The 17,932-nt window shown below is 49.3% G+C and carries 14 protein-coding genes; 7 read left to right on the plus strand and 7 right to left on the minus strand.

The genetic code is table 11. The features are described 5' to 3' along the window. Positions 1-39 precede the first annotated feature (39 nt). Complete coding sequence (locus ACM5Q9_RS10875) at positions 40-453, plus strand: FKBP-type peptidyl-prolyl cis-trans isomerase (protein WP_418144760.1); 414 nt, start codon at positions 40-42, stop codon at positions 451-453. A 74-nt stretch (positions 454-527) separates the two neighbouring features. Here ACM5Q9_RS10875 and ACM5Q9_RS10880 read toward each other — a convergent pair whose 3' ends face one another. Continuing rightward, complete coding sequence (locus ACM5Q9_RS10880; protein ID WP_418144761.1) at positions 528-1,070, minus strand: isochorismatase family protein; 543 nt, start codon at positions 1,068-1,070, stop codon at positions 528-530. Between the two features lie 59 nt (positions 1,071-1,129). Continuing rightward, complete coding sequence (locus ACM5Q9_RS10885) at positions 1,130-2,233, minus strand: branched-chain amino acid aminotransferase (protein ID WP_418144763.1); 1,104 nt, start codon at positions 2,231-2,233, stop codon at positions 1,130-1,132. Positions 2,234-3,089: 856 nt separating this feature from the next. On the opposite strand from ACM5Q9_RS10885, the gene ACM5Q9_RS10890 reads away from it, so the two are divergent. The 3 genes from ACM5Q9_RS10890 (at position 3,090) to catA (ending at position 8,967) form a co-directional block, all read left to right on the plus strand. Further along, positions 3,090-6,680, plus strand: a complete 3,591-nt coding sequence (locus ACM5Q9_RS10890; protein ID WP_418144764.1) for an ESPR-type extended signal peptide-containing protein — start codon at positions 3,090-3,092, stop codon at positions 6,678-6,680. A 169-nt stretch (positions 6,681-6,849) separates the two neighbouring features. Beyond that, positions 6,850-7,998, plus strand: a complete 1,149-nt coding sequence (locus ACM5Q9_RS10895) for a muconate/chloromuconate family cycloisomerase (protein ID WP_418144765.1) — start codon at positions 6,850-6,852, stop codon at positions 7,996-7,998. 63 nt (positions 7,999-8,061) lie between these two features. Further along, entirely contained in the window at positions 8,062-8,967 is a 906-nt protein-coding gene (gene catA / locus ACM5Q9_RS10900) for a catechol 1,2-dioxygenase (protein WP_418144766.1), read from the plus strand. A 280-nt stretch (positions 8,968-9,247) separates the two neighbouring features. Here catA and pcaD read toward each other — a convergent pair whose 3' ends face one another. The 3 genes from pcaD to ACM5Q9_RS10915 all read right to left on the minus strand — a co-directional run bounded on the left by pcaD (position 9,248) and on the right by ACM5Q9_RS10915 (position 11,420). Beyond that, positions 9,248-10,027, minus strand: coding sequence for a 3-oxoadipate enol-lactonase (pcaD, locus tag ACM5Q9_RS10905; protein WP_418144767.1), 780 nt, complete (start codon positions 10,025-10,027; stop codon positions 9,248-9,250). A gap of 81 nt (positions 10,028-10,108) precedes the next feature. Further along, a complete protein-coding gene (catC, locus tag ACM5Q9_RS10910; RefSeq protein ID WP_418144768.1) occupies positions 10,109-10,384 on the minus strand; it encodes a muconolactone Delta-isomerase in 276 nt (91 codons plus the stop codon). A 43-nt stretch (positions 10,385-10,427) separates the two neighbouring features. Continuing rightward, positions 10,428-11,420: a Bug family tripartite tricarboxylate transporter substrate binding protein gene (locus ACM5Q9_RS10915; protein ID WP_418144769.1), complete on the minus strand. Its 993-nt coding sequence runs from the start codon at positions 11,418-11,420 to the stop codon at positions 10,428-10,430. A 165-nt stretch (positions 11,421-11,585) separates the two neighbouring features. Between ACM5Q9_RS10915 and ACM5Q9_RS10920 the strand changes: the two genes are divergently transcribed. From ACM5Q9_RS10920 to ACM5Q9_RS10930, 3 genes are read left to right on the plus strand one after another with little or no spacing between them, the layout of a single operon-like run. Beyond that, positions 11,586-12,470 carry a LysR family transcriptional regulator gene (locus tag ACM5Q9_RS10920; RefSeq protein ID WP_418144770.1) on the plus strand — a complete coding sequence of 295 codons (885 nt, stop codon included), beginning with the start codon at positions 11,586-11,588 and terminating at the stop codon, positions 12,468-12,470. 54 nt (positions 12,471-12,524) lie between these two features. After that, positions 12,525-14,147, plus strand: coding sequence for an acyl-CoA dehydrogenase family protein (locus tag ACM5Q9_RS10925; protein ID WP_418144771.1), 1,623 nt, complete (start codon positions 12,525-12,527; stop codon positions 14,145-14,147). Between the two features lie 12 nt (positions 14,148-14,159). Continuing rightward, positions 14,160-15,431: a solute carrier family 23 protein gene (locus tag ACM5Q9_RS10930; protein ID WP_418144772.1), complete on the plus strand. Its 1,272-nt coding sequence runs from the start codon at positions 14,160-14,162 to the stop codon at positions 15,429-15,431. Positions 15,432-15,520: 89 nt separating this feature from the next. Here ACM5Q9_RS10930 and ACM5Q9_RS10935 read toward each other — a convergent pair whose 3' ends face one another. After that, positions 15,521-15,853 carry a zinc ribbon domain-containing protein YjdM gene (locus ACM5Q9_RS10935; protein WP_418144773.1) on the minus strand — a complete coding sequence of 111 codons (333 nt, stop codon included), beginning with the start codon at positions 15,851-15,853 and terminating at the stop codon, positions 15,521-15,523. A 16-nt stretch (positions 15,854-15,869) separates the two neighbouring features. After that, on the minus strand, positions 15,870-17,849 hold the full coding sequence (locus tag ACM5Q9_RS10940; protein WP_418144774.1) for a chorismate-binding protein: 1,980 nt from the start codon (positions 17,847-17,849) through the stop codon (positions 15,870-15,872). Positions 17,850-17,932: the final 83 nt, after the last annotated feature.

The following is a 17,932-nucleotide window of genomic DNA, read 5'->3' on the forward strand; positions in this document are numbered from 1 at the left end:
AAGGCTGGCGTTTTTAATAATAAATTGACAGGTTCTTGTATGAAAAAATCTTTAATTACATTCGCTATTGGTACTTTGACTTTGCTAGGCAGCAGTGCTGTCATGGCACAAGCGGTTGCAGTTGATACCTTGTCAAACGGTGTCAGGGTTGAGCACACCAAATTGGGTGCTGGTGCCAGTCCTAAACCCAGTGATACTGTTAAGGTTCATTACCGTGGCACCCTGCTTGATGGCACTGAATTTGATTCTTCCTACAAACGCAACGAACCCATTTCGTTTCCCTTAAGCCGTGTTATCCCCTGTTGGACAGAAGGTTTGCAAAAAATGAAAGAGGGTGGTTCTGCGGTATTGTTTTGTCCTTCACGTTCGGCCTATGGCGAGCGTGGCGCCGGAAATGTCATTCCTCCGAACAGCGATTTGAAATTTGAAGTCGAGTTGCTTAAGGTTAATTAAGTTCGCTATAGAAAAGCATGTTTTGGCAAGACTGTTTACGTTAAGCGTAAAGACACAGCAACTAAGTCGGGATGTTAACGGATAAAGCGCTTCAGCACGTCCCGGAACAGGGGCGTGTTGGCTTCTTCCAGCCATTCGAAGGCCACCATTTCGCGTGATACGATTTCTGCACCATTTTGTTGCAGGCGTTGCAGGGCCAGTGCTTTATCCCGTGGATGACGAGAGCCAACCGCTTCATCCACAATAAAAACCTCGCGGCCGGTAGCCAGCAGATCCAGGGCGGTTTGCTGCACGCAGACATGCGCTTCGGTGCCAACAATAACCCATTGTCTGCGTTCGGAAAAAGGCATGTTTAGCAAATTTTCACCAATAACCGCTGAAAAATGGATTTTTTCCGATATCAGCTGTTCGGGTATGCGCGAAAGCAAGTTCGCGTCGGTGTGACCCAAACCTTTGGGGTACTGTTCTGTTGCTAGAACAGGTATGCCAATGGCTTGGGCAACATCTACCATCCAGATGGCCTGGTTAAGTACTTCCTGGCCTTGATTAATTGCGGGCAACATGCGGCTTTGAATATCAATAACCAATAATAATGATTCTGACGCCTTGATTCGCATGAGATCTCCTTGATAAAAGGGGCCCGCTTTTCATTCCGGACGGGTATTGCAGCATTACCTTATGCCAGGCGGGTTAGCCAGCCATGGGTATCTTCTTCCAAGCCATATTGAATGCCGGTTAATTTATTGCGTAAGGCAACGGTTACTTTTCCGGCTGGGGCGTTTTCATCACCAATAATGAAATCTTTGCTTTTCAGGGCGCAGATGGGGGCGATAACAGCAGCAGTGCCGCAAGCGAATGCCTCGGTAATTTCACCCGAATTGATGCCATCACGCCATTCTTGCAAGGCCACCTTGCGTTCTTCCACTTTCAGGCCCATGTCTTCGGCTAGCTGAATCAGGCTGGCACGGGTAATGCCTTTAAGAATGCTGCCGGAGGGTTTGGGGGTGATAAGCGTACCGTCTTTGCGGACCAGGAAGATATTCATGCCGCCCAGTTCTTCAAGGTAAGTGTGCTCTTCGGCGTCCAGGAACAGTACCTGTGAGCAATTATTGGCATAGGCTTCCTGTTGTGGCAACAAAGAAGCAGCATAGTTACCACCGCATTTGGCCTCTCCGGTACCGCCTTTGCCAGCACGTGAAAATTCGGAGGCTAGCCAGATGGAAATAGGTTGCATGCCCTTGGCAAAATAAGAGCCGGCAGGGCTGACAATTACATGATAAGCGGCGCGTTCTGCAGAGCGAACACCCAGGAAGCTTTCATTGGCAATCATGAACGGGCGGATATAGGCACTGGTTTCAGGGGCACTGGGCACCCAGGCTTTGTCGACGCTAATCAGTTGTTTCAGGGACTCAATGAACAAATCTACAGGAAGTTCGGGCAGTGCCAGGCGGCGCGCAGACAATTGAAAGCGTTCTGCATTTGCTTCAGGGCGGAAAGTCCAGACTGAACCATCTGCATGACGATAGGCTTTCAGGCCCTCAAAGATTTCTTGGGCATAGTGCAGGACCGAAGCGGCCGGATCCAGTTGTAAAGGGCCATAGGGAACAACGCGTGCATCGTGCCAGCCTTGTTCGCGACTCCAGTCAATGGTGGCCATATGATCGGTGAAGTACTTGCCAAAACCTGGATTTTGCAAGATGGCATTGCGCTCTGCCTCGGGTAATGGATTGGGATTGCGGTTAATTGTAAATTCAACTTGATTAGCAGACGTAGTGTTCATGATGAATGAGGCTTTGTATAAATGGGTCAAGTGGCAGTATAGGTGCTTGCCGTGTATATGACAAAATGATAACAAATTCAATTATAGGGCTTAAATGCAGGACGACAAGCAATATATGCCGCAACCGCTAAACTCATCTATGCGCTTGTCGCAACCTTGTAATTTATGGGATTAAAAAAGTTTCATTCCTTATCCAGGCTTGTTTTTTTTGAACCAGCGCTGTTGTTGGGAAAATCCCTGTTGACAGATGGTTTATTTGCCAAAATCGTTGAATTTAGAATTAAAAACACTGCTTTTTCGCTTAAAAGCAGTGTTTTTTTGTATTAACTTATTTTAATAAGTTATGGAAATTAATTAATAAATTAGAATGCGCTGCATTAAAACAACATTATTACAATAATTTACAATTTAAGTGCAAATAAAAACCATTTACTTCATCCCGGTGAAAAAAAATCACTGCGATTGTTGCAGTGTGATGTGAATAAATATCATGAAGATATAGTGAAGATAAGGGATTGTTACTTTCCTTGAATATCATAAATTGATGGTTGTTGAAAAAAATTGTTACTTAATTGATTTGTGAAAATAAATTATTAAAAATATTAGTAATGTTATAAAAAATATTTATTAAATAAATCAAAATTTATAAACTTAAATCGGTCAGTGCTCATGTTTCTAAAGTAACTTTCTAGTGTTATCGTTCTCCCCAAAAGTTACATGTATTTCTATTTTTAATATAGACCGCATTAAGTTTGTTTTCTGTTTTTGCTGTAGCAATTTATGTATTTGTAAGGCAATCAAAAGATGATGAGTATAGGTGCGGTATTTCTATTCTATTGTTTGGAGAGCGCTACAAATGAACCATATCTACAAGTCTGTTTGGAATGAACATACAGGCGCCTACGTTGCCGTATCTGAAACAACTAAAACCAAAGGAAAACGCAGCGGCAGTATTCTTACCAAAACAGTGGCAGCCGGTATCTTAAGTTTTTGTATTACCGGTGGTGTTGCCAACGCACAGTCAAATCCAAACATCAACAATGTCTCAAACCTGTCCACAACAGCAGCCTTGTCACCCGTTCTGGGTATTGTCGGTGGATTGACCGGTTCACAAGGGGCAACAGCGACCAATCTGCTTGGCGGGGTGCTTGATCCGGTTCTTGGCGTGGTCGGTGGTCTCACTGGCGGACAGGCTTCAGGCTCTGCTTTGGGTGGTTTGCTTGATCCCGTCTTGGGGCTGGTGGGTGGCTTGACCGGCGGAAATGGCGGTTTGCTGGGTGGTGGCAGTGCTGGCACCGGTGCGATTACCGATGTGCAGGGAACGGTTGGCCGCTTGGTAAACAACACCGCACTGACGCCAGTGGGTGGTTTGGTCAACGGTCTGGTTGATCCACAAACGGGCGCTTTGGCACCTGTTACCGGCCTGGTGAATGATTTGACCTCTGCTAGCGGTCCTTTGGCTCCGGTGGGTGGTTTGGTCAATGGCTTGGTCGGCGATCAGGGCGCACTGACACCAGTTGTAGGTACGGTTAACAATCTGTTGGGTGGCCTTACGGGTGGCTTGACTGGTGGTACCCAAGGTGGTCCGCTGGATCCTGTTTTGGGTCTGTTGGGTGGTTTGACAGGTGGCCAAGCGGGTAGTGGAACCGGTGGCTTGCTGGATCCCGTTTTGGGACTGGTGGGTGGCTTGACCGGCGGAAATGGCGGTTTGCTGGGTGGTGGCAGTGCTGGCACCGGTGCGATTACCGATGTGCAGGGAACGGTTGGACGCTTGGTAAACAACACCGCACTGACGCCAGTAGGTAGTTTGGTCAACGGTCTGGTTGATCCACAAACGGGCGCTTTGGCACCTGTTACCGGCCTGGTGAATGATTTGACCTCTGCTAGCGGTCCTTTGGCTCCGGTGGGTGGTTTGGTTAATGGCCTGGTTGGCGATCAGGGCGCACTGACGCCAGTTGTAGGTACGGTTAACAATCTGTTGGGTGGCCTTACGGGTGGCTTGACTGGTGGTACCCAAGGTGGTCCGCTGGATCCTGTTTTGGGTCTGTTGGGTGGTTTGACAGGTGGCCAAGCGGGTAGTGGAACCGGTGGCTTGCTGGATCCCGTTTTGGGACTGGTGGGTGGCTTGACCGGCGGAAATGGCGGTTTGCTGGGTGGTGGCAGTGCTGGCACCGGTGCGATTACCGATGTGCAGGGAACGGTTGGCCGCTTGGTAAACAACACCGCACTGACGCCAGTAGGTAGTTTGGTCAACGGTCTGGTTGATCCACAAACGGGCGCTTTGGCACCTGTTACCGGCCTGGTGAATGATTTGACCTCTGCTAGCGGTCCTTTGGCTCCGGTGGGTGGGTTGGTCAATGGCCTGGTTGGCGATCAGGGCGCACTGACACCGGTTGTAGGTACGGTTAACAACCTGTTAGGTGGCCTTACGGGTGGCTTGACCGGTAGTACCGGTACAGGCAGCACTGGACTGGGTGGTTTGTTGGGTGGCTTAACGGGTAATACCGGTACTGGTACAGCTGGCTCTGGTGGTTTGCTGGGCGGTTTGCTTGGTGGGTTAACCGGTGGTGCTCAAGGTGGTTCAGGTAATGTGCTTGATCTGGCTACTGGAATTACCCTGCCCCAGAATCAGCTTGGCAATACACTTGATGCCGTCTTGACACCTGTCCTGAAACCGGTTGAAGGCTTGGTTAACTCATTGTTAGGCACTTTGTCACCAGTCGTTAATCCAGTTGTAGGCGTAGTTAATGGCGTTACAAGCGGTTTGGGCATTGAGCTGCCACAAAACCTGAATCTGGATCTGGTTGATGATCTCTCATTGGCATTGCGTGGTGAACAACCACTGGATCTGGCACTTCTAGAGTCTGATGGCAATATTTTGGGATTGGTACAGCCAGCCGCTGCGCCTACCCCCGGCACTCCAATCCCAGCCCCCGTTGTCGGTGAAATCGCGATTGGTGGTGGAGAAGTAAACGGTTTGGGTACGGGTGCCATAGCAACAGCCAACGGTGCCGGCGCAATCGCGATTGGTGATGGCGCTAATGCCAACGGTGCCTTGACGACAGCATTGGGTACAGGAGCAGCAGCTACTGCCGAGGCGACTGTGGCTCTGGGTGGTGCAGCTTCTGCAGCCAAAGCAGGTGGTACTGCTGTGGGTGCTGGGTCTTCCGCCGCAGGAGAAGGTGCTACCGCTCTTGGTTTAGGTGCTTTGGCAACAGTGAACAATGCGGTGGCAGTTGGATCGCTTGCTAAAGCGACCGCAACAAATGCAGTTGCGTTGGGTACAGGTTCTATTGCCGATGAAGTCAATACGGTTTCTGTTGGTTCTGCTGGCAACGAGCGTCGTATTACCAATGTAGCAAATGGCACGAAAGCTTCTGATGCCGCTACGGTTGGACAATTGACACCAGTTGTTAATGCACTGGGTGGCGGTGCTGTCGTTGCCGCCAATGGTACGGTTACAGGCCCAACCTATAATGGTTTCTCTGATGCCAGCCAGTCATTTAATAACGTGGGCAGTGCCTTGTATTACCTGGATGCCCGTGTCACAGACCTGGAAAATAACGGTGTAGGTGGTAATAATCTGGTTCAGCAAGATGCCACTTCAAGAGACATTACCGTTGGTAAAGAAACCGATGGTACTAAAGTGAACTTCGCGAACAATGCCAGTCAAGCCCGTAAGCTTGCTGGTGTAGCAGCCGGTGCCGTAACTAATACCAGTACCGAAGCTATCAACGGAACGCAATTGCATGCAACCCAAAAAGCTATCGCGGATGCTTTAGGTGCAGGGACTACCATTGTTAATAATCTGGATGGCTCTGTAATAATTACACCTACCTACAATATTAATGAAGTTACTCAAGGTGGTATTGTTAATAATTCCTACAACAATGTTGGCGATGCTTTCAATAGCGTCAGTAACTCCGTAACCAATCTGTACAATCAGGTTAATGATGGCAAGATTGGTCTGGTACAACAAGCCTCACCCAACGCAGCCATTACAGTGGGTAAATCTACCGGTGGAAGCGAGGTTGACTTCAGGAATGAAAGTGGTGATGCCCGTCGCCTGACCGGTGTGGCCGAAGCGGTTGAGGGTACCGATGCGGTTAACCTTGATCAGGTTACCCGTATGGTTCAAGGTGCAACACCGGTTGATCTGACTGAAGTTCGCAACGATATTTCTTCCTTGCGTAGTGATGTCCGCCGCGTTGAAAAACGCGCTGATGCCGGTGCGGCAACAGCCATGGCAGTGGCCGGCTTGCCACAGGCTTACATGCCAGGCAAGAGCATGGTTTCCATGTCAGGTGGCGTTTATGCTTCCGAGTCTGGCTATGCCCTTGGTGCATCTACCGTTACCGAAAACGGCAAATGGGTTATTAAAGGTAGCGTAGCCGGTTCCTCACGCGGCCAAATGGGTGCAACGATTGGTGCTGGTTACCAGTGGTAATGCTAGGCTAGGGCTTCGGCCTTAGTCTTTGTTGTCAAACGCTAAAAACCGCTATCCCTTAATCGGGGTAGCGGTTTTTTTTATAGAAATCCATACCTTTTTGGTATGAATGGCAATAAATTCCGTATTAGACCCATCTTGCCTGTGCTTATATACTCTTGAAATATTAATGAAAAGAATTATTTCATCAGAGGACAAGATGGACGCAACGATTGTTGAAGTTAACACCCGGATTTTGGATATCCCCACTATCAGGCCACATAAAATGTCTGTGGCAACCATGCATTGCCAAAGCATTGTTCTGGTTAGTATCAAGACTTCTGATGGCATTGAAGGTATCGGAGAGGCAACAACCATTGGTGGCCTCAATTATGGTGGTGAAAGTCCTGAAAGCATCAAGACAAATATCGACAGTTATTTTGCTCCCCTGATTATTGGCCAATCAGCCACTAAACTGGCTGCCTTGCGCAAGCTGGTTAATAAAACGATTAAAGATAACCGTTTTGCCAAGTGTGCGATTGAAACCGCTTTGTATGATGCGTATGCCAAGCGTCTGGGTGTTCCGCTAAATGCCTTGTTTGGTGGAGTGGTGGCCAATGAAATTGGTGTGGCCTGGACGCTGGCCAGTGGCGATACCCAGAAAGATATTGCAGAAGCCGAGCAGATGCTTGAGACGCGCCGGCATAATATATTCAAACTTAAAATAGGCATGCGTTCGCCTAAAGACGACATCAAGCATATTGCAGCTATTAGAAAAGCGGTGGGTGATGATGTCAGTATTCGGATTGATATTAATCAGGGATGGTCTGAAACCCAGGCAGTACAAAATCTTAGGGCTTTGGCTGAGGTTGGCGTAGAGCTGGTAGAACAGCCCATTCATGAGAAAAACCTGGCCGGCATGCAGCGTTTGACTGCACTGGGTATTGTGCCAATTATGGCGGATGAATCCCTGAAAGGTCCGGAAGACGGATTTGCGCTTGCTTCACGGCACTGTGCTAACGTTTTTGCCATCAAGATTGAACAGGCAGGAGGCCTGCAAAATGCCCGTGATTTGATTGGCATTGCCCAGGCTGCCGATATTGCCCTTTATGGTGGCACAATGCTTGAAGGCTCCATTGCAACCATTGCTGCTGCACATTTGTTTTCTACCTTAAACAATCTTGAGTGGGGTACTGAATTGTTTGGCCCGCTTTTGCTGAAAGATGAAATTCTGGCGACACCACTGGATTACAGCAATTTCACCCTGAAAATTCCAACGGGCCCAGGACTGGGTATCACCCTGGATGATGACAAGGTTAATTTTTACACAAGAAAATAATGATTTGGCAAGCGTTGTAAATTTATTTGGATTTTTAATCACTTCACAAAAGGAAGAGACATTATGAGTAAAGAGTCTGTTGCCGCCTTACTGGCACAAATGCAAAAAACAGAAAGCCCGGTTGAAGATGAACGCATCAAGGCGATCATCAATCGTATTATTAGCGATTTGTTCAATACGATTGAAGATTTTGATGTCACGCCTAGCGAGTTCTGGACTGCCTTGAATTTCCTGGGTAACAGTGGACAGGAATTTGGCCTGATCGCAGCTGGTCTTGGCTTTGAGCGTTTGCTGGATATCCGTCTGGACGAGGAAGAGGCTGCGGCCGGTATTTCCGGTGGTACACCACGTACCATTGAAGGTCCTTTATATGTTGCCGGCGCGCCCGAATCGGTTGGCTTTGCCCGTCTGGACAAAGATGGTGAAATTGGCGAGGCACTGGTGATGGAAGGTGTGGTGCGTGATGAAGCAGGTAATCCGCTGAAAAATGCCTTGGTTGAAGTATGGCACGCTAACCATTTGGGCAATTATTCCCATTTTGACCCTTCACAGGAGCCGTTCAACCTGCGTCGCAGCATTCGTACCGATGAAAACGGCCGTTACTGTTTCCGCAGTGTGTTGCCGGTTGGATACAGCGTACCTCCGGGTGGAGCAACCGATGTGATTCTGAAAAAACTGGGTCGCCATGGCCATCGTCCTGCGCATATCCATTTCTTTGTGACTGCCGAAGGCCAACGCAAGCTAACAACTCAGATCAATATTGATGGCGACCCATACTTGTGGGATGACTTTGCTTTCGCAACACGTGAAGGATTGGTTCCTGAGGTCAAGAAAGAGTCTGATCCTGAGGTGATCAAAAAATATGACATGAATGGCCCATTCTCGCATATTCAATTCAATTTTGATCTGCATGCTGAACGCAAGGATCTGATTGGTACCGAAGTAACCCGCGCTCGCGCACAAGCCTAATGCTTACAACCTTCCAGCACGGCTGGGAGGTATTGCCTAAAGGGCTGCTCATGTTTTTCAGGCAAGTACTTTACCTGCCTGAAAAACATGAGTAAATAAAAACCAAGTCGCTGGATGTGTTTTCAGCGACTTGGTTTTTTTTATGCTTGCGGGGCCGGTCAGGCCCGCGTTTGCAAGCGGTATTTCCAAGGTGTTGTGCTGGTGGCAGTGCCGGTTTGCCTGTTTGGGCAGGGAATGCCTGTGGATGCCACAGTTGTTCAGCCTGAAGGAAATAACGGTGTTATCCCTTTAAAAAAGCCTCCAGGGCATGATTGAACGCTTCGCTTGCCTCGATATTGGACAAGTGTGAGGCATTCAGGTCAACCCGGCTGGCACCGGCAATTTTTTCTGCCATGGCATCCGCATCGGCTACGGTGGTTACCGGGTCATGGGTACCTGCCACAATCAGGGTAGGGGTTTTGATCTGTGCTATTTGATCGCGTAAATCCGCCTTGGCCAAGGCCTCGCAGCAAGCGGCATAGCCTTCGGCATCGGTCTGGCGCAAGCCATCAATCAAATTGTTCACAATCGCCGGGTTAGCCTGTACAAAACTTTCAGTAAACCAGCGGCCTGCAGAGCCATCAGCAACGGGATTCATACCTTGGGCGCGAACCAGAGCTGCGCGGTCATTCCAGCCGGCTTCCTGCCCGATTTTGGCGGCCGTGTTGCAGATAACCAGTTTTTCCAGGTTTTCAGAAGCATTGATGCCCAGCCATTGGCCAATCAGGCCTCCCATGGAAATACCGCAAAAGTTGAATTTCTCGATGCCCAGGGCACGGGTAATTTGCAGTACATCATTACCCAGTTGATCAAGCGTGTAAGGGCCTTTGTTTTTGGCCGATCCGCCATGTCCGCGGGTATCGTAGCTGAATACACGATAATTTTTGCTGAAATAATCTACCTGGCTGGCCCACATGCTGTGGGTGGTGCCCAGTGAGTTTGAAAAAAACAGAACCGGGCCGTCTTCAGGGCCGCTTAAGCGGTAATTGAAGGTTTCATTGTTGATCTGGATGGTGCTCATGGGATATATCCTGTTGCTGAAAAAGAAAAACAGCAAACCAGGTTTGCTGTTACAAGATTGTTTAGGCGGCAAGTATGCAAGTTAGATGGCGGAAGGGTGCCTGCATAGTGCTGTTACCTTGATATCCATATATGGGAAAAGAGGTAGGCCAGATAAAAGCGTATGCAGTTCTTCATTGCTTTCGACATCAAAAATACTGACATTTTTATATTCACCTACCACGCGCCAGATATGAGCCCATTTGCCAGAGCGTTGTAATTCTTGAGAGTAGGCTTTTTCTGTTGCCTTGATTTCATTGGCCACTTCTACGGGCATATCATTAGGGATATTTACGTTCATTTCAACCATGTAAAGCATATGAGTTCCTTTTAAAAAGATGAGCCGTGAGTATTCATTTTACTCAGTTTGCGGAAATTCCTGTTTCCTTGATGATTTTTTGCCATTTAGTGGTTTCATCCTGTAGATAGGATTTCAGTTCATCGGGGGTACTGCCGATTTTTTCCGCACCAATGGTTGCAAAGGTTGTTTTGACTTTTTCTGAATCCATGGCATTTAGCATGGCTTTATTCAGGGTCTGGATAATCTCGTCAGGCGTGCCCGCTGGTGCAAAGGTGGCAAACCAGGGGGTTAGTTCATAACCGTCAAGCCCGCTTTCTGAAACAGTGGGCAGGTTGGGCAGGGTAGAAGAACGTTTCGCTGTTGTAATTGCCAAGGCCTTGAGCTTGCCAGCATCGATATGCGGCTTGGCAGAGGTAATGCTGTCGAACATGTAATCTACCTGTCCGCCCAGTAAATCAGTCACGGCCGGGCCACTGCCACGGTAAGGCACGTGCAGCATGTCCAGTTCGCCCAAGTAGTTAAACAGGGCGCCTGCCAGATGAATGGAAGTGCCCACGCCGGCTGAAGCATAAGTGTATTTGCCTGGATTTTCCTTGGTTTGCGCTATCACGTCCTTGACAGAGTTGATGTCATTGCGGGTGGCTTGAGTGACCAGGATGTTGGGGACGGCCGCCAACAGTGAAATGGGCGCAAAGTCCTTGATGGGGTCATACGTGAGTTGTTTGTATAAAGAGGGATTGACGGCCATGCCATTGGCCACAATCATGATGGTGTAACCATCGGGTTTGGCACTGGCAACCTGGGCAGCGCCAATATTGCCACCTGCGCCAGGCTTGTTTTCAACAACAATGGATTGGCCTAGCTCTTTGCTCATGGCTTCACCCAGTGTACGTGCAATAACGTCCATGGCGCCGCCTGGCGGGAAGGGAACTATCCAGGAAATCGGGCGTTCGGGATAGGCAGCCAGTGCGGTGTTGGAAAGGGCAAGCAAGCTACTGGCTGTGGCAAGCGTTAATATTTTTTTGGCCACAAATGAACGGTTACGGTTTCGCATCAAGGAAATCTCCTGGTTTTTTAAGTATGGAATATATCCATGCAATTTGAATGCAGGTGCTGGATATAGCCATATGTTTTAATATAAGTGAATTAATTATCCTTGTAGTTTTTTCTGCTGTCTAAGACTATATTTATAGGTTTCGATACTTTAAAGGTATGGGTTATGGAGTTAAGGCAAATTCGCTATTTTCATTGTGTGGCGCGGGAACTCAGTTTTACCCGTGCTGCCAAGCTGTTGCATATTGCCCAGCCCCCGCTAAGCAGGCAGATCAAGCTGCTTGAGGAAGAGTTGGGGGTAAAGGTTTTTGAACGCCAGGGACGGGGTATTCGTCTGACTGATGCGGGCAAGTATTTCATGGATCATACCCAGAAAATGACGCAGCAGCTGGAAGAAACCATTAAGGCCACGCAGAGGATTGGTAAAAAGGACCGTATCTGGTTCGGGGTGGGGTTTGTGCCTTCCACACTTTATGGATATATGCCCGATTTTATCCGCGAGTTAAGGAATCTGAGTGCCAAGGTGGAAATTGGCTTGGTGGAAATGACCACCTTGCAACAGTTTGAGGCCTTGAAAATGGGGCGCATAGATCTGGGCATGGGGCGTATTAAATTGAATGATCCTGAAATTGCACGTTTGGTTCTGCTGGACGAGCCCTTGGTGCTTGCCGTCCCCCGGCATCATCCGCTGGCCAGTCTTTCAGGTATTGGCGTCAATGAAATTTTGCAGGAACCCCTGATTGTGTATCCGGCTTCCCCTCGCCCCAGTTATGCCGACCATGTGCTGGATTTGTTCAGTCAACACGGCTATACACCCAATGTGGTGCAGGAGGTCAATGAGTTGCAGACGGCAATTGGCCTGGTGGCCGCCGGTATTGGTGTGTCGCTGGTGCCCGAATCGGTAAAGCGCTTGCTGCGGGATGATGTGGTGTATATTGATTTCAATGCGGCAGGGTTTACGTCGCCGGTCATGATGAGCTGGCGAAAAAGTGATGAGTCAGTGTTTTTGAAGGAAGTGGTGGCGCTGGCTAAAAAAATGGCAATGCTATAGCGGTAAGGCGGTATTCAACAGGAAATGCCAAGGGTGTTTTCAAAGGAGGTTGATATGCAGCATGATCCGGTTTCAGACAATCTGGTCCCCGATTTGCAGAATTACAATGTTTTTGACTGCGATCCGGCCTTGAAAGAAGCCCTTAAGGCTTTGGGGGCATCGTGGGCCATGGATGATTGTCACGAGTATGGTGGGCAGATGGGTTCAGCTGCTGTTTTGCAGCATGCCGTCAACGCCAACAGACATCCACCTGTTTATAAAACGATTAATGACGCAGGCGGTCAAGCTGCCGGGGTTTCTTTTCACGACAGTTGGCACGTGTTGTTGCGCAGCCTGTTTGAGCAGGGCGTTCATTCCGATGCCTGGCAAAGCAATGCCCATGTCAGGCGCGCTGCACTGTTCTATCTGCACGCTCAGGCCGAAGCAGGCAGCCTGTGTCCGGTCACCATGACTTTTGCTGCCATTCCTGCCTTGAAGCGTGAGTCCTGGTTTGAGGACCTGATCCCTCATTTGTTCAGTCGGGAATATGATTCGTCCGACCAGCCCCTGGAGGGCAAGAAAGGCATGATGATTGGCATGGGCATGACTGAAAAACAGGGAGGCTCTGATGTGCGCGTCAATACCACGATTGCGCAACCTGCAGGCCAATATAAGCAAACCAATACCTATTGCCTGAACGGCCATAAATGGTTCTTTTCTTCGCCACTCGCTGATGCCCATCTGGTATTGGCGCAACTAAATGGCGAATTAAGCTGCTTTTTTGTTCCTCGCTGGTGCCCGGATGGTAGCCTGAACGGGGTGAAAATCCAGCGTCTTAAAGACAAGATGGGCAACCGTTCCAATGCCAGTGCCGAGGTCTTGTTGCAAAATGCCTGGGCCTTGCCAGTGGGTGAACCGGGGCGGGGCATCCAGGCGATTATCAAAATGGTCACGCAAACTCGGCTTGATTGTGTGTTGGGGAGCACTGGCTTGTTGCGCCAGGCGGTGGTACAGGCCGTGCACCATGCCCGTCATAGAAGGGTATTTGGCAAATTGCTGGTTGATCAGCCACTGATGCAAATGGTGTTGTGCGATCTGGTGCTGGAAAGTGAGGCGGCCATGTGGTTGTCCATGGTTCTTGCGCATGCAGTGGAAAACCGGCATTCAAGCCTGTCCCGGGCCTATGCCCGGATCGTGACGCCCGCTGCCAAATTTTGGGTATGTAAGCGGGCGGTTGAAACGGTGGCTGAATGCATGGAGGTGTGGGGCGGCAATGGCTACATTGAGGACGGCCCTATGCCACGCCTGTTACGTGAAGCACCGGTCAATTCAATTTGGGAAGGTTCAGGTAATGTGATGTGCCTGGATGTATTGCGAGCCTTGCGTAATGAGCCTGAGTTGGGAGAAGTCCTGCTAGGCAATCTTTCTACCGAGGCTGGCATGCATTCCTTGTTAAGCCAGGCGGTTAACTCGCTCAAGATGAGATTGCGTAACAATGCTTCCGAGCTGGAATATAGTGCCCGGCAAGTGGCACAGGAGCTGGTTTTGCTGGTGCAGGCAACCTTGATGTGTCATTATGCGCCTTCTAATGTTGCCGAAGCCTTTATTCAAAGCCGGTTTTCTCATGGTGGGCGTATTGTGGGATCTTATGTTTATCCCGATCCACAGAAAATCCTGCAAAGGGCATTGGTTTTTTGAAGGATGTTTTTCATGAAGTACCAACTGGATGATAAACCCCGCGCTTTTCCCATGCTGATGTACGGGTTGCAGTGGTTTAGTATTGCGGTCCCATCCTTGTTGATTATTGGCAGTGTGGTAGCCGTTTTGCAGGGGCGGGATGTTCCCGCCCAGATCATGTATATGCAAAAGCTGTTTGCCGTTTGTGGTCTTGTCATGTTTGTGCAGGTATTGTGGGGACATAGATTGCCCTTGATTGTTGGGCCTGCCTCGGTATTGTTATTGGGTATTGTGGCGGGTACCGGCTCTGCAGCGGCCATTTATACTGCCATAGCAATGGGTGGAGCCTGCATTGCTTTATTGGCGTTTAGCGGTGGGCTGGGGAAAATACAGAAAATTTTTACACCCCGGGTGGTCGTGGTCATCCTGGTTCTGGTGGCCGTGACCCTGTCACCACTTATCTTGCGTTTATCCATGGGGCAAACAAGCAATCCTGCAGGCAATTTGGTATTTGCCTTGTTGCTGGCACTCATGATGTTGTTAGGTAACAAATGGCTAAATGGCGTCTGGAAGTCGATGGTGGTATTGCTGGGCCTGGTATTGGGCTCTTTGGTTTATTTTAGCCTGGTTGGCTGGCCCGGCGGCTTGCCGGCATTGCTGCCCCTGGCACAAACCGGTGAGCTGTTTTTTTCCTCACTGGTGTGGCAGCCAGAGTTTGACTTGCCAACCCTGTTGGCTTTTTTCTTCAGTTTTGTTGCCTTGATGATTAATGAGCTTGGCTCCATTCAAGGGGTAGGCGCCATGCTGGGCGCGGGCAATATGGCTGAACGTGGCAAAAAAGGCATGGGCATTACCGGGTTGGGTAATACGCTGGCCGGATTTTTTGGCGTCATTGGGCCGATTGATTATTCCATGAGTCCGGGCGTGATTGCCGCCACGCAATGTGCCTCCCGTTACCCGCTGGTTCTTGCCGGATTATTGCTGGTATTGTGTTCGTTGGTACCGGGTATTATTGGCTTTATGTCTTTGATACCGGCGGTTGTCATGGGGGCGGCTTTATTGTATGTCATGTCTGCCCAGCTGGCCGCCTCATTACAAATGCTGGTCAGGGAAAAGGGCGTGGTTGATTTTTACAGTGGCGTAACTGTTGCTTTTCCTGTCATGCTTTCAATTCTGATTGCCTTTTTGCCACCGGTTGTGGTGGAGCATATTCCTGCCATGGCACGACCAATTTTGGGTAATGGTTTTATTATGGGCTGCATAACCGTACTTTTTCTGGAGCATACCCTGAACCGTCAGCATTAGTGTTTACCACTTGGCTGGCAGGTTGCCATAACTGATTGTGTTGTGCTTTGTCATTGCCGGTGGGGTGGTAATGACAAAGCATGGCCGCATTAGATTTTTTTCAGGAATTCAGATTTCAGCATCATGTTGCTGCCATCAATTTTGCAGGCAATATCGTGATCACCGTCTACGATCCGGATATTTTTTACTTTGGTTCCCTGTTTGATGACTTGTGATGAACCTTTGATTTTAAGATCCTTGATCAGTGTAACGCTATCGCCATCTTGCAGAATGGTGCCATTACTGTCTTTGACAATACGGCCTTCTTCAGACTGGGCTTGTTCGCCTTCAAGCCATTCGTGACCGCATTCAGGGCAAACCAATTGAACGCCATCGTTGTAGGTAAGTTCAGAGGCGCATTGTGGACAGGGGGGAAAACTCATTGATTGTTTCCTTTGTTTACCAAGTATTAAAATCCTTTAAGTGTAGCAATTTAACCGGCATAAGTCCTCTAAGTGCATTAACTGCCAAAATAATCGGGGCATTTTCAATCATTTTACGAGTGATTGCCTGTTCGGTTAGCGTTATTGTTGCACGGCCTGGCCTTTCATTGGCCGGGGTATATGCGGAAAGCCAAAGGCTTGGGTTTTGCATGATTTGTTCGCGCATCACACTACGTAAAATATCCATCTCCAGTGGCGGTGTCAGCCATTGGCCCTGGTGGTAAATGAAGATGCTGCTACGGGCGCCTTCCAGCAAATGGCCATCCTGGTTAAAACACAGGCTGTCAAACGCACCAAGCTGCATGGCCCGGTGCATTTGCTCGTCATAGTGCTGGCGATGGCTGGTTTTGTAGCGACGCAAAATATCCCGGTTGGGGAATGGGCGTGGGGCAATAATCACGCTTTGCGCTTCTTGCGAAAGCGGCTCTAATACTGCATGCTGAACTGCCAGGGAGCCATTGCCATGCAGGCTGACCTTGATCCGGTACGCCTGCGGGTGGCCGGTTTTTATATCGTGTTCAAGCAATTGGGTAAAGTGGCTGTTTAGCGTTTGCCGGACACTGTCTTCATTAAAGGTAAATCCCAACTCGGCAGCCGAACGTTTCAGGCGCCTTAAGTGTGCCTCAAGCAGGCTGCAGGTGCCTTGATTAAACAGCATGGTTTCAAACAGGGTGAAATCCTGGGGCAGGTTTTGCAAGAAGCGGTACTTCCAGTGGCATTCTTCATATTCGCTTTCAGCCGTGCTGTCATGCACAATACCCGATCCAACACCCATGCGGCCTGTAAATTGCTGTGCTGTCGGGGTGGCGTTGGCAGGAGCCTGCCCGTTGACGGGCGCGGTTAGTTCTAGTGTCCTGATGACAACATTTAGTTTGCCACAAAAACCCAGGGCACCTTCGCAGGGTTCCAGATAGCCGATACTGCCGGTATATAGGCCACGGTCACGTTGCTCATATTTTTCAATCAGCTGCATGCTTCTTTTTTTGGGAGCGCCGGTAATCGAGCCGCAGGGAAAAAGTGCCTGAAAAATATCCCCTGCGTTAGTGCCGGGTTTGGCCTGCGCATAAATAGGGGTGGTCATTTGCAGAACCGGGCCAAAGGGGGTCACGGAAAACAGTTCGGGTACTTTTACGCCGTTTGGTATGGCAATTTTACTTAGGTCATTACGCAGCAGATCAACAATCATGACATTTTCCGCCCGGTTTTTGGGGTCTGCCCTAAGTGCCTTTGCCCGGGCTTCATTCTGTCCGTCATCAAAGGCGGGTACCGTGCCTTTCATGGGTTCGGTATGAATGCAGCCATCGTTGCGAATGTCCAGAAAAAGCTCAGGTGAAAAGCACAGCGTCCAATCCGCGTTTCCGGTCATTGCGTTGCCTGCGGTGGCCGGAAGACAAGCCAGGGCCCCATAGGGTACCGGTTGTTTGGCCCGCAATTTCTGATATAGCCTGACGGGTGAACCATAGGCCTGGAAATTCAGCTGAGTCGTGTAGTTGATCTGGTAAACCTCGCCAGCGGCAATGTCTTCCCTGATTTGTTCAATGCTTTCAAGGTAGTCGGCTTTGTTCTGCTCAATGGACGGCTGTAATAGTCCGGCGGGTTCTTCAGGATTGAACCGGGCATTTAGCCAATCCTGGATGGCTTCGTTATTGTTTAATCGCGTTTTTTGGGCAAACCAGAAAATTTGCAGGGCATGTGGCGTTTGTGGCAGATTGGCCGTGCTGGGCAGGGCTGTTTTTTCCAGCCCCATGATGTCCTGACCCAAACCATAGGGGGCCCATACAATGGCATGCCAGTTTTTTTGCCAGCCCTGCTGAAGATGACGCTGCAAGTGCTCAAGGGCATCGGCTTTTAGATTGTCTGTGTGTACCAGATGTTCGTGCAGCGTGCCGGTTTGGGCAACAGCATCGTCAAGAAAAACGAAAAAAGGGGATTGCATAAGAAAATCACTGCCACAAAATTAAGACATTATATGATGTGGCAGTGATTGTGCTTAAGTTGGCTATTTCAAATACAAATAGC

The organism is Advenella sp. RU8, assembly GCF_048381675.1.
Taxonomy (GTDB): domain Bacteria; phylum Pseudomonadota; class Gammaproteobacteria; order Burkholderiales; family Burkholderiaceae_B; genus Advenella.

Excerpts from the sequence above, each read along its gene's own strand:
- ACM5Q9_RS10925 (WP_418144771.1), top strand. The coding sequence starts at position 12,525 with ATGCAGCATGATCCGGTTTCAGACAATCTGGTCCCCGATTTGCAGAAT.
- ACM5Q9_RS10875 (WP_418144760.1), top strand. The coding sequence starts at position 40 with ATGAAAAAATCTTTAATTACATTCGCTATTGGTACTTTGACTTTGCTA.
- ACM5Q9_RS10895 (WP_418144765.1), top strand. The coding sequence starts at position 6,850 with ATGAAAAGAATTATTTCATCAGAGGACAAGATGGACGCAACGATTGTT.
- ACM5Q9_RS10915 (WP_418144769.1), bottom strand. The coding sequence starts at position 11,420 with ATGCGAAACCGTAACCGTTCATTTGTGGCCAAAAAAATATTAACGCTT.
- ACM5Q9_RS10935 (WP_418144773.1), bottom strand. The coding sequence starts at position 15,853 with ATGAGTTTTCCCCCCTGTCCACAATGCGCCTCTGAACTTACCTACAAC.
- ACM5Q9_RS10880 (WP_418144761.1), bottom strand. The coding sequence starts at position 1,070 with ATGCGAATCAAGGCGTCAGAATCATTATTATTGGTTATTGATATTCAA.
- catA (WP_418144766.1), top strand. The coding sequence starts at position 8,062 with ATGAGTAAAGAGTCTGTTGCCGCCTTACTGGCACAAATGCAAAAAACA.
- ACM5Q9_RS10920 (WP_418144770.1), top strand. The coding sequence starts at position 11,586 with ATGGAGTTAAGGCAAATTCGCTATTTTCATTGTGTGGCGCGGGAACTC.
- ACM5Q9_RS10885 (WP_418144763.1), bottom strand. The coding sequence starts at position 2,233 with ATGAACACTACGTCTGCTAATCAAGTTGAATTTACAATTAACCGCAAT.
- ACM5Q9_RS10930 (WP_418144772.1), top strand. The coding sequence starts at position 14,160 with ATGAAGTACCAACTGGATGATAAACCCCGCGCTTTTCCCATGCTGATG.
- pcaD (WP_418144767.1), bottom strand. The coding sequence starts at position 10,027 with ATGAGCACCATCCAGATCAACAATGAAACCTTCAATTACCGCTTAAGC.
- ACM5Q9_RS10940 (WP_418144774.1), bottom strand. The coding sequence starts at position 17,849 with ATGCAATCCCCTTTTTTCGTTTTTCTTGACGATGCTGTTGCCCAAACC.
- ACM5Q9_RS10890 (WP_418144764.1), top strand. The coding sequence starts at position 3,090 with ATGAACCATATCTACAAGTCTGTTTGGAATGAACATACAGGCGCCTAC.
- catC (WP_418144768.1), bottom strand. The coding sequence starts at position 10,384 with ATGCTTTACATGGTTGAAATGAACGTAAATATCCCTAATGATATGCCC.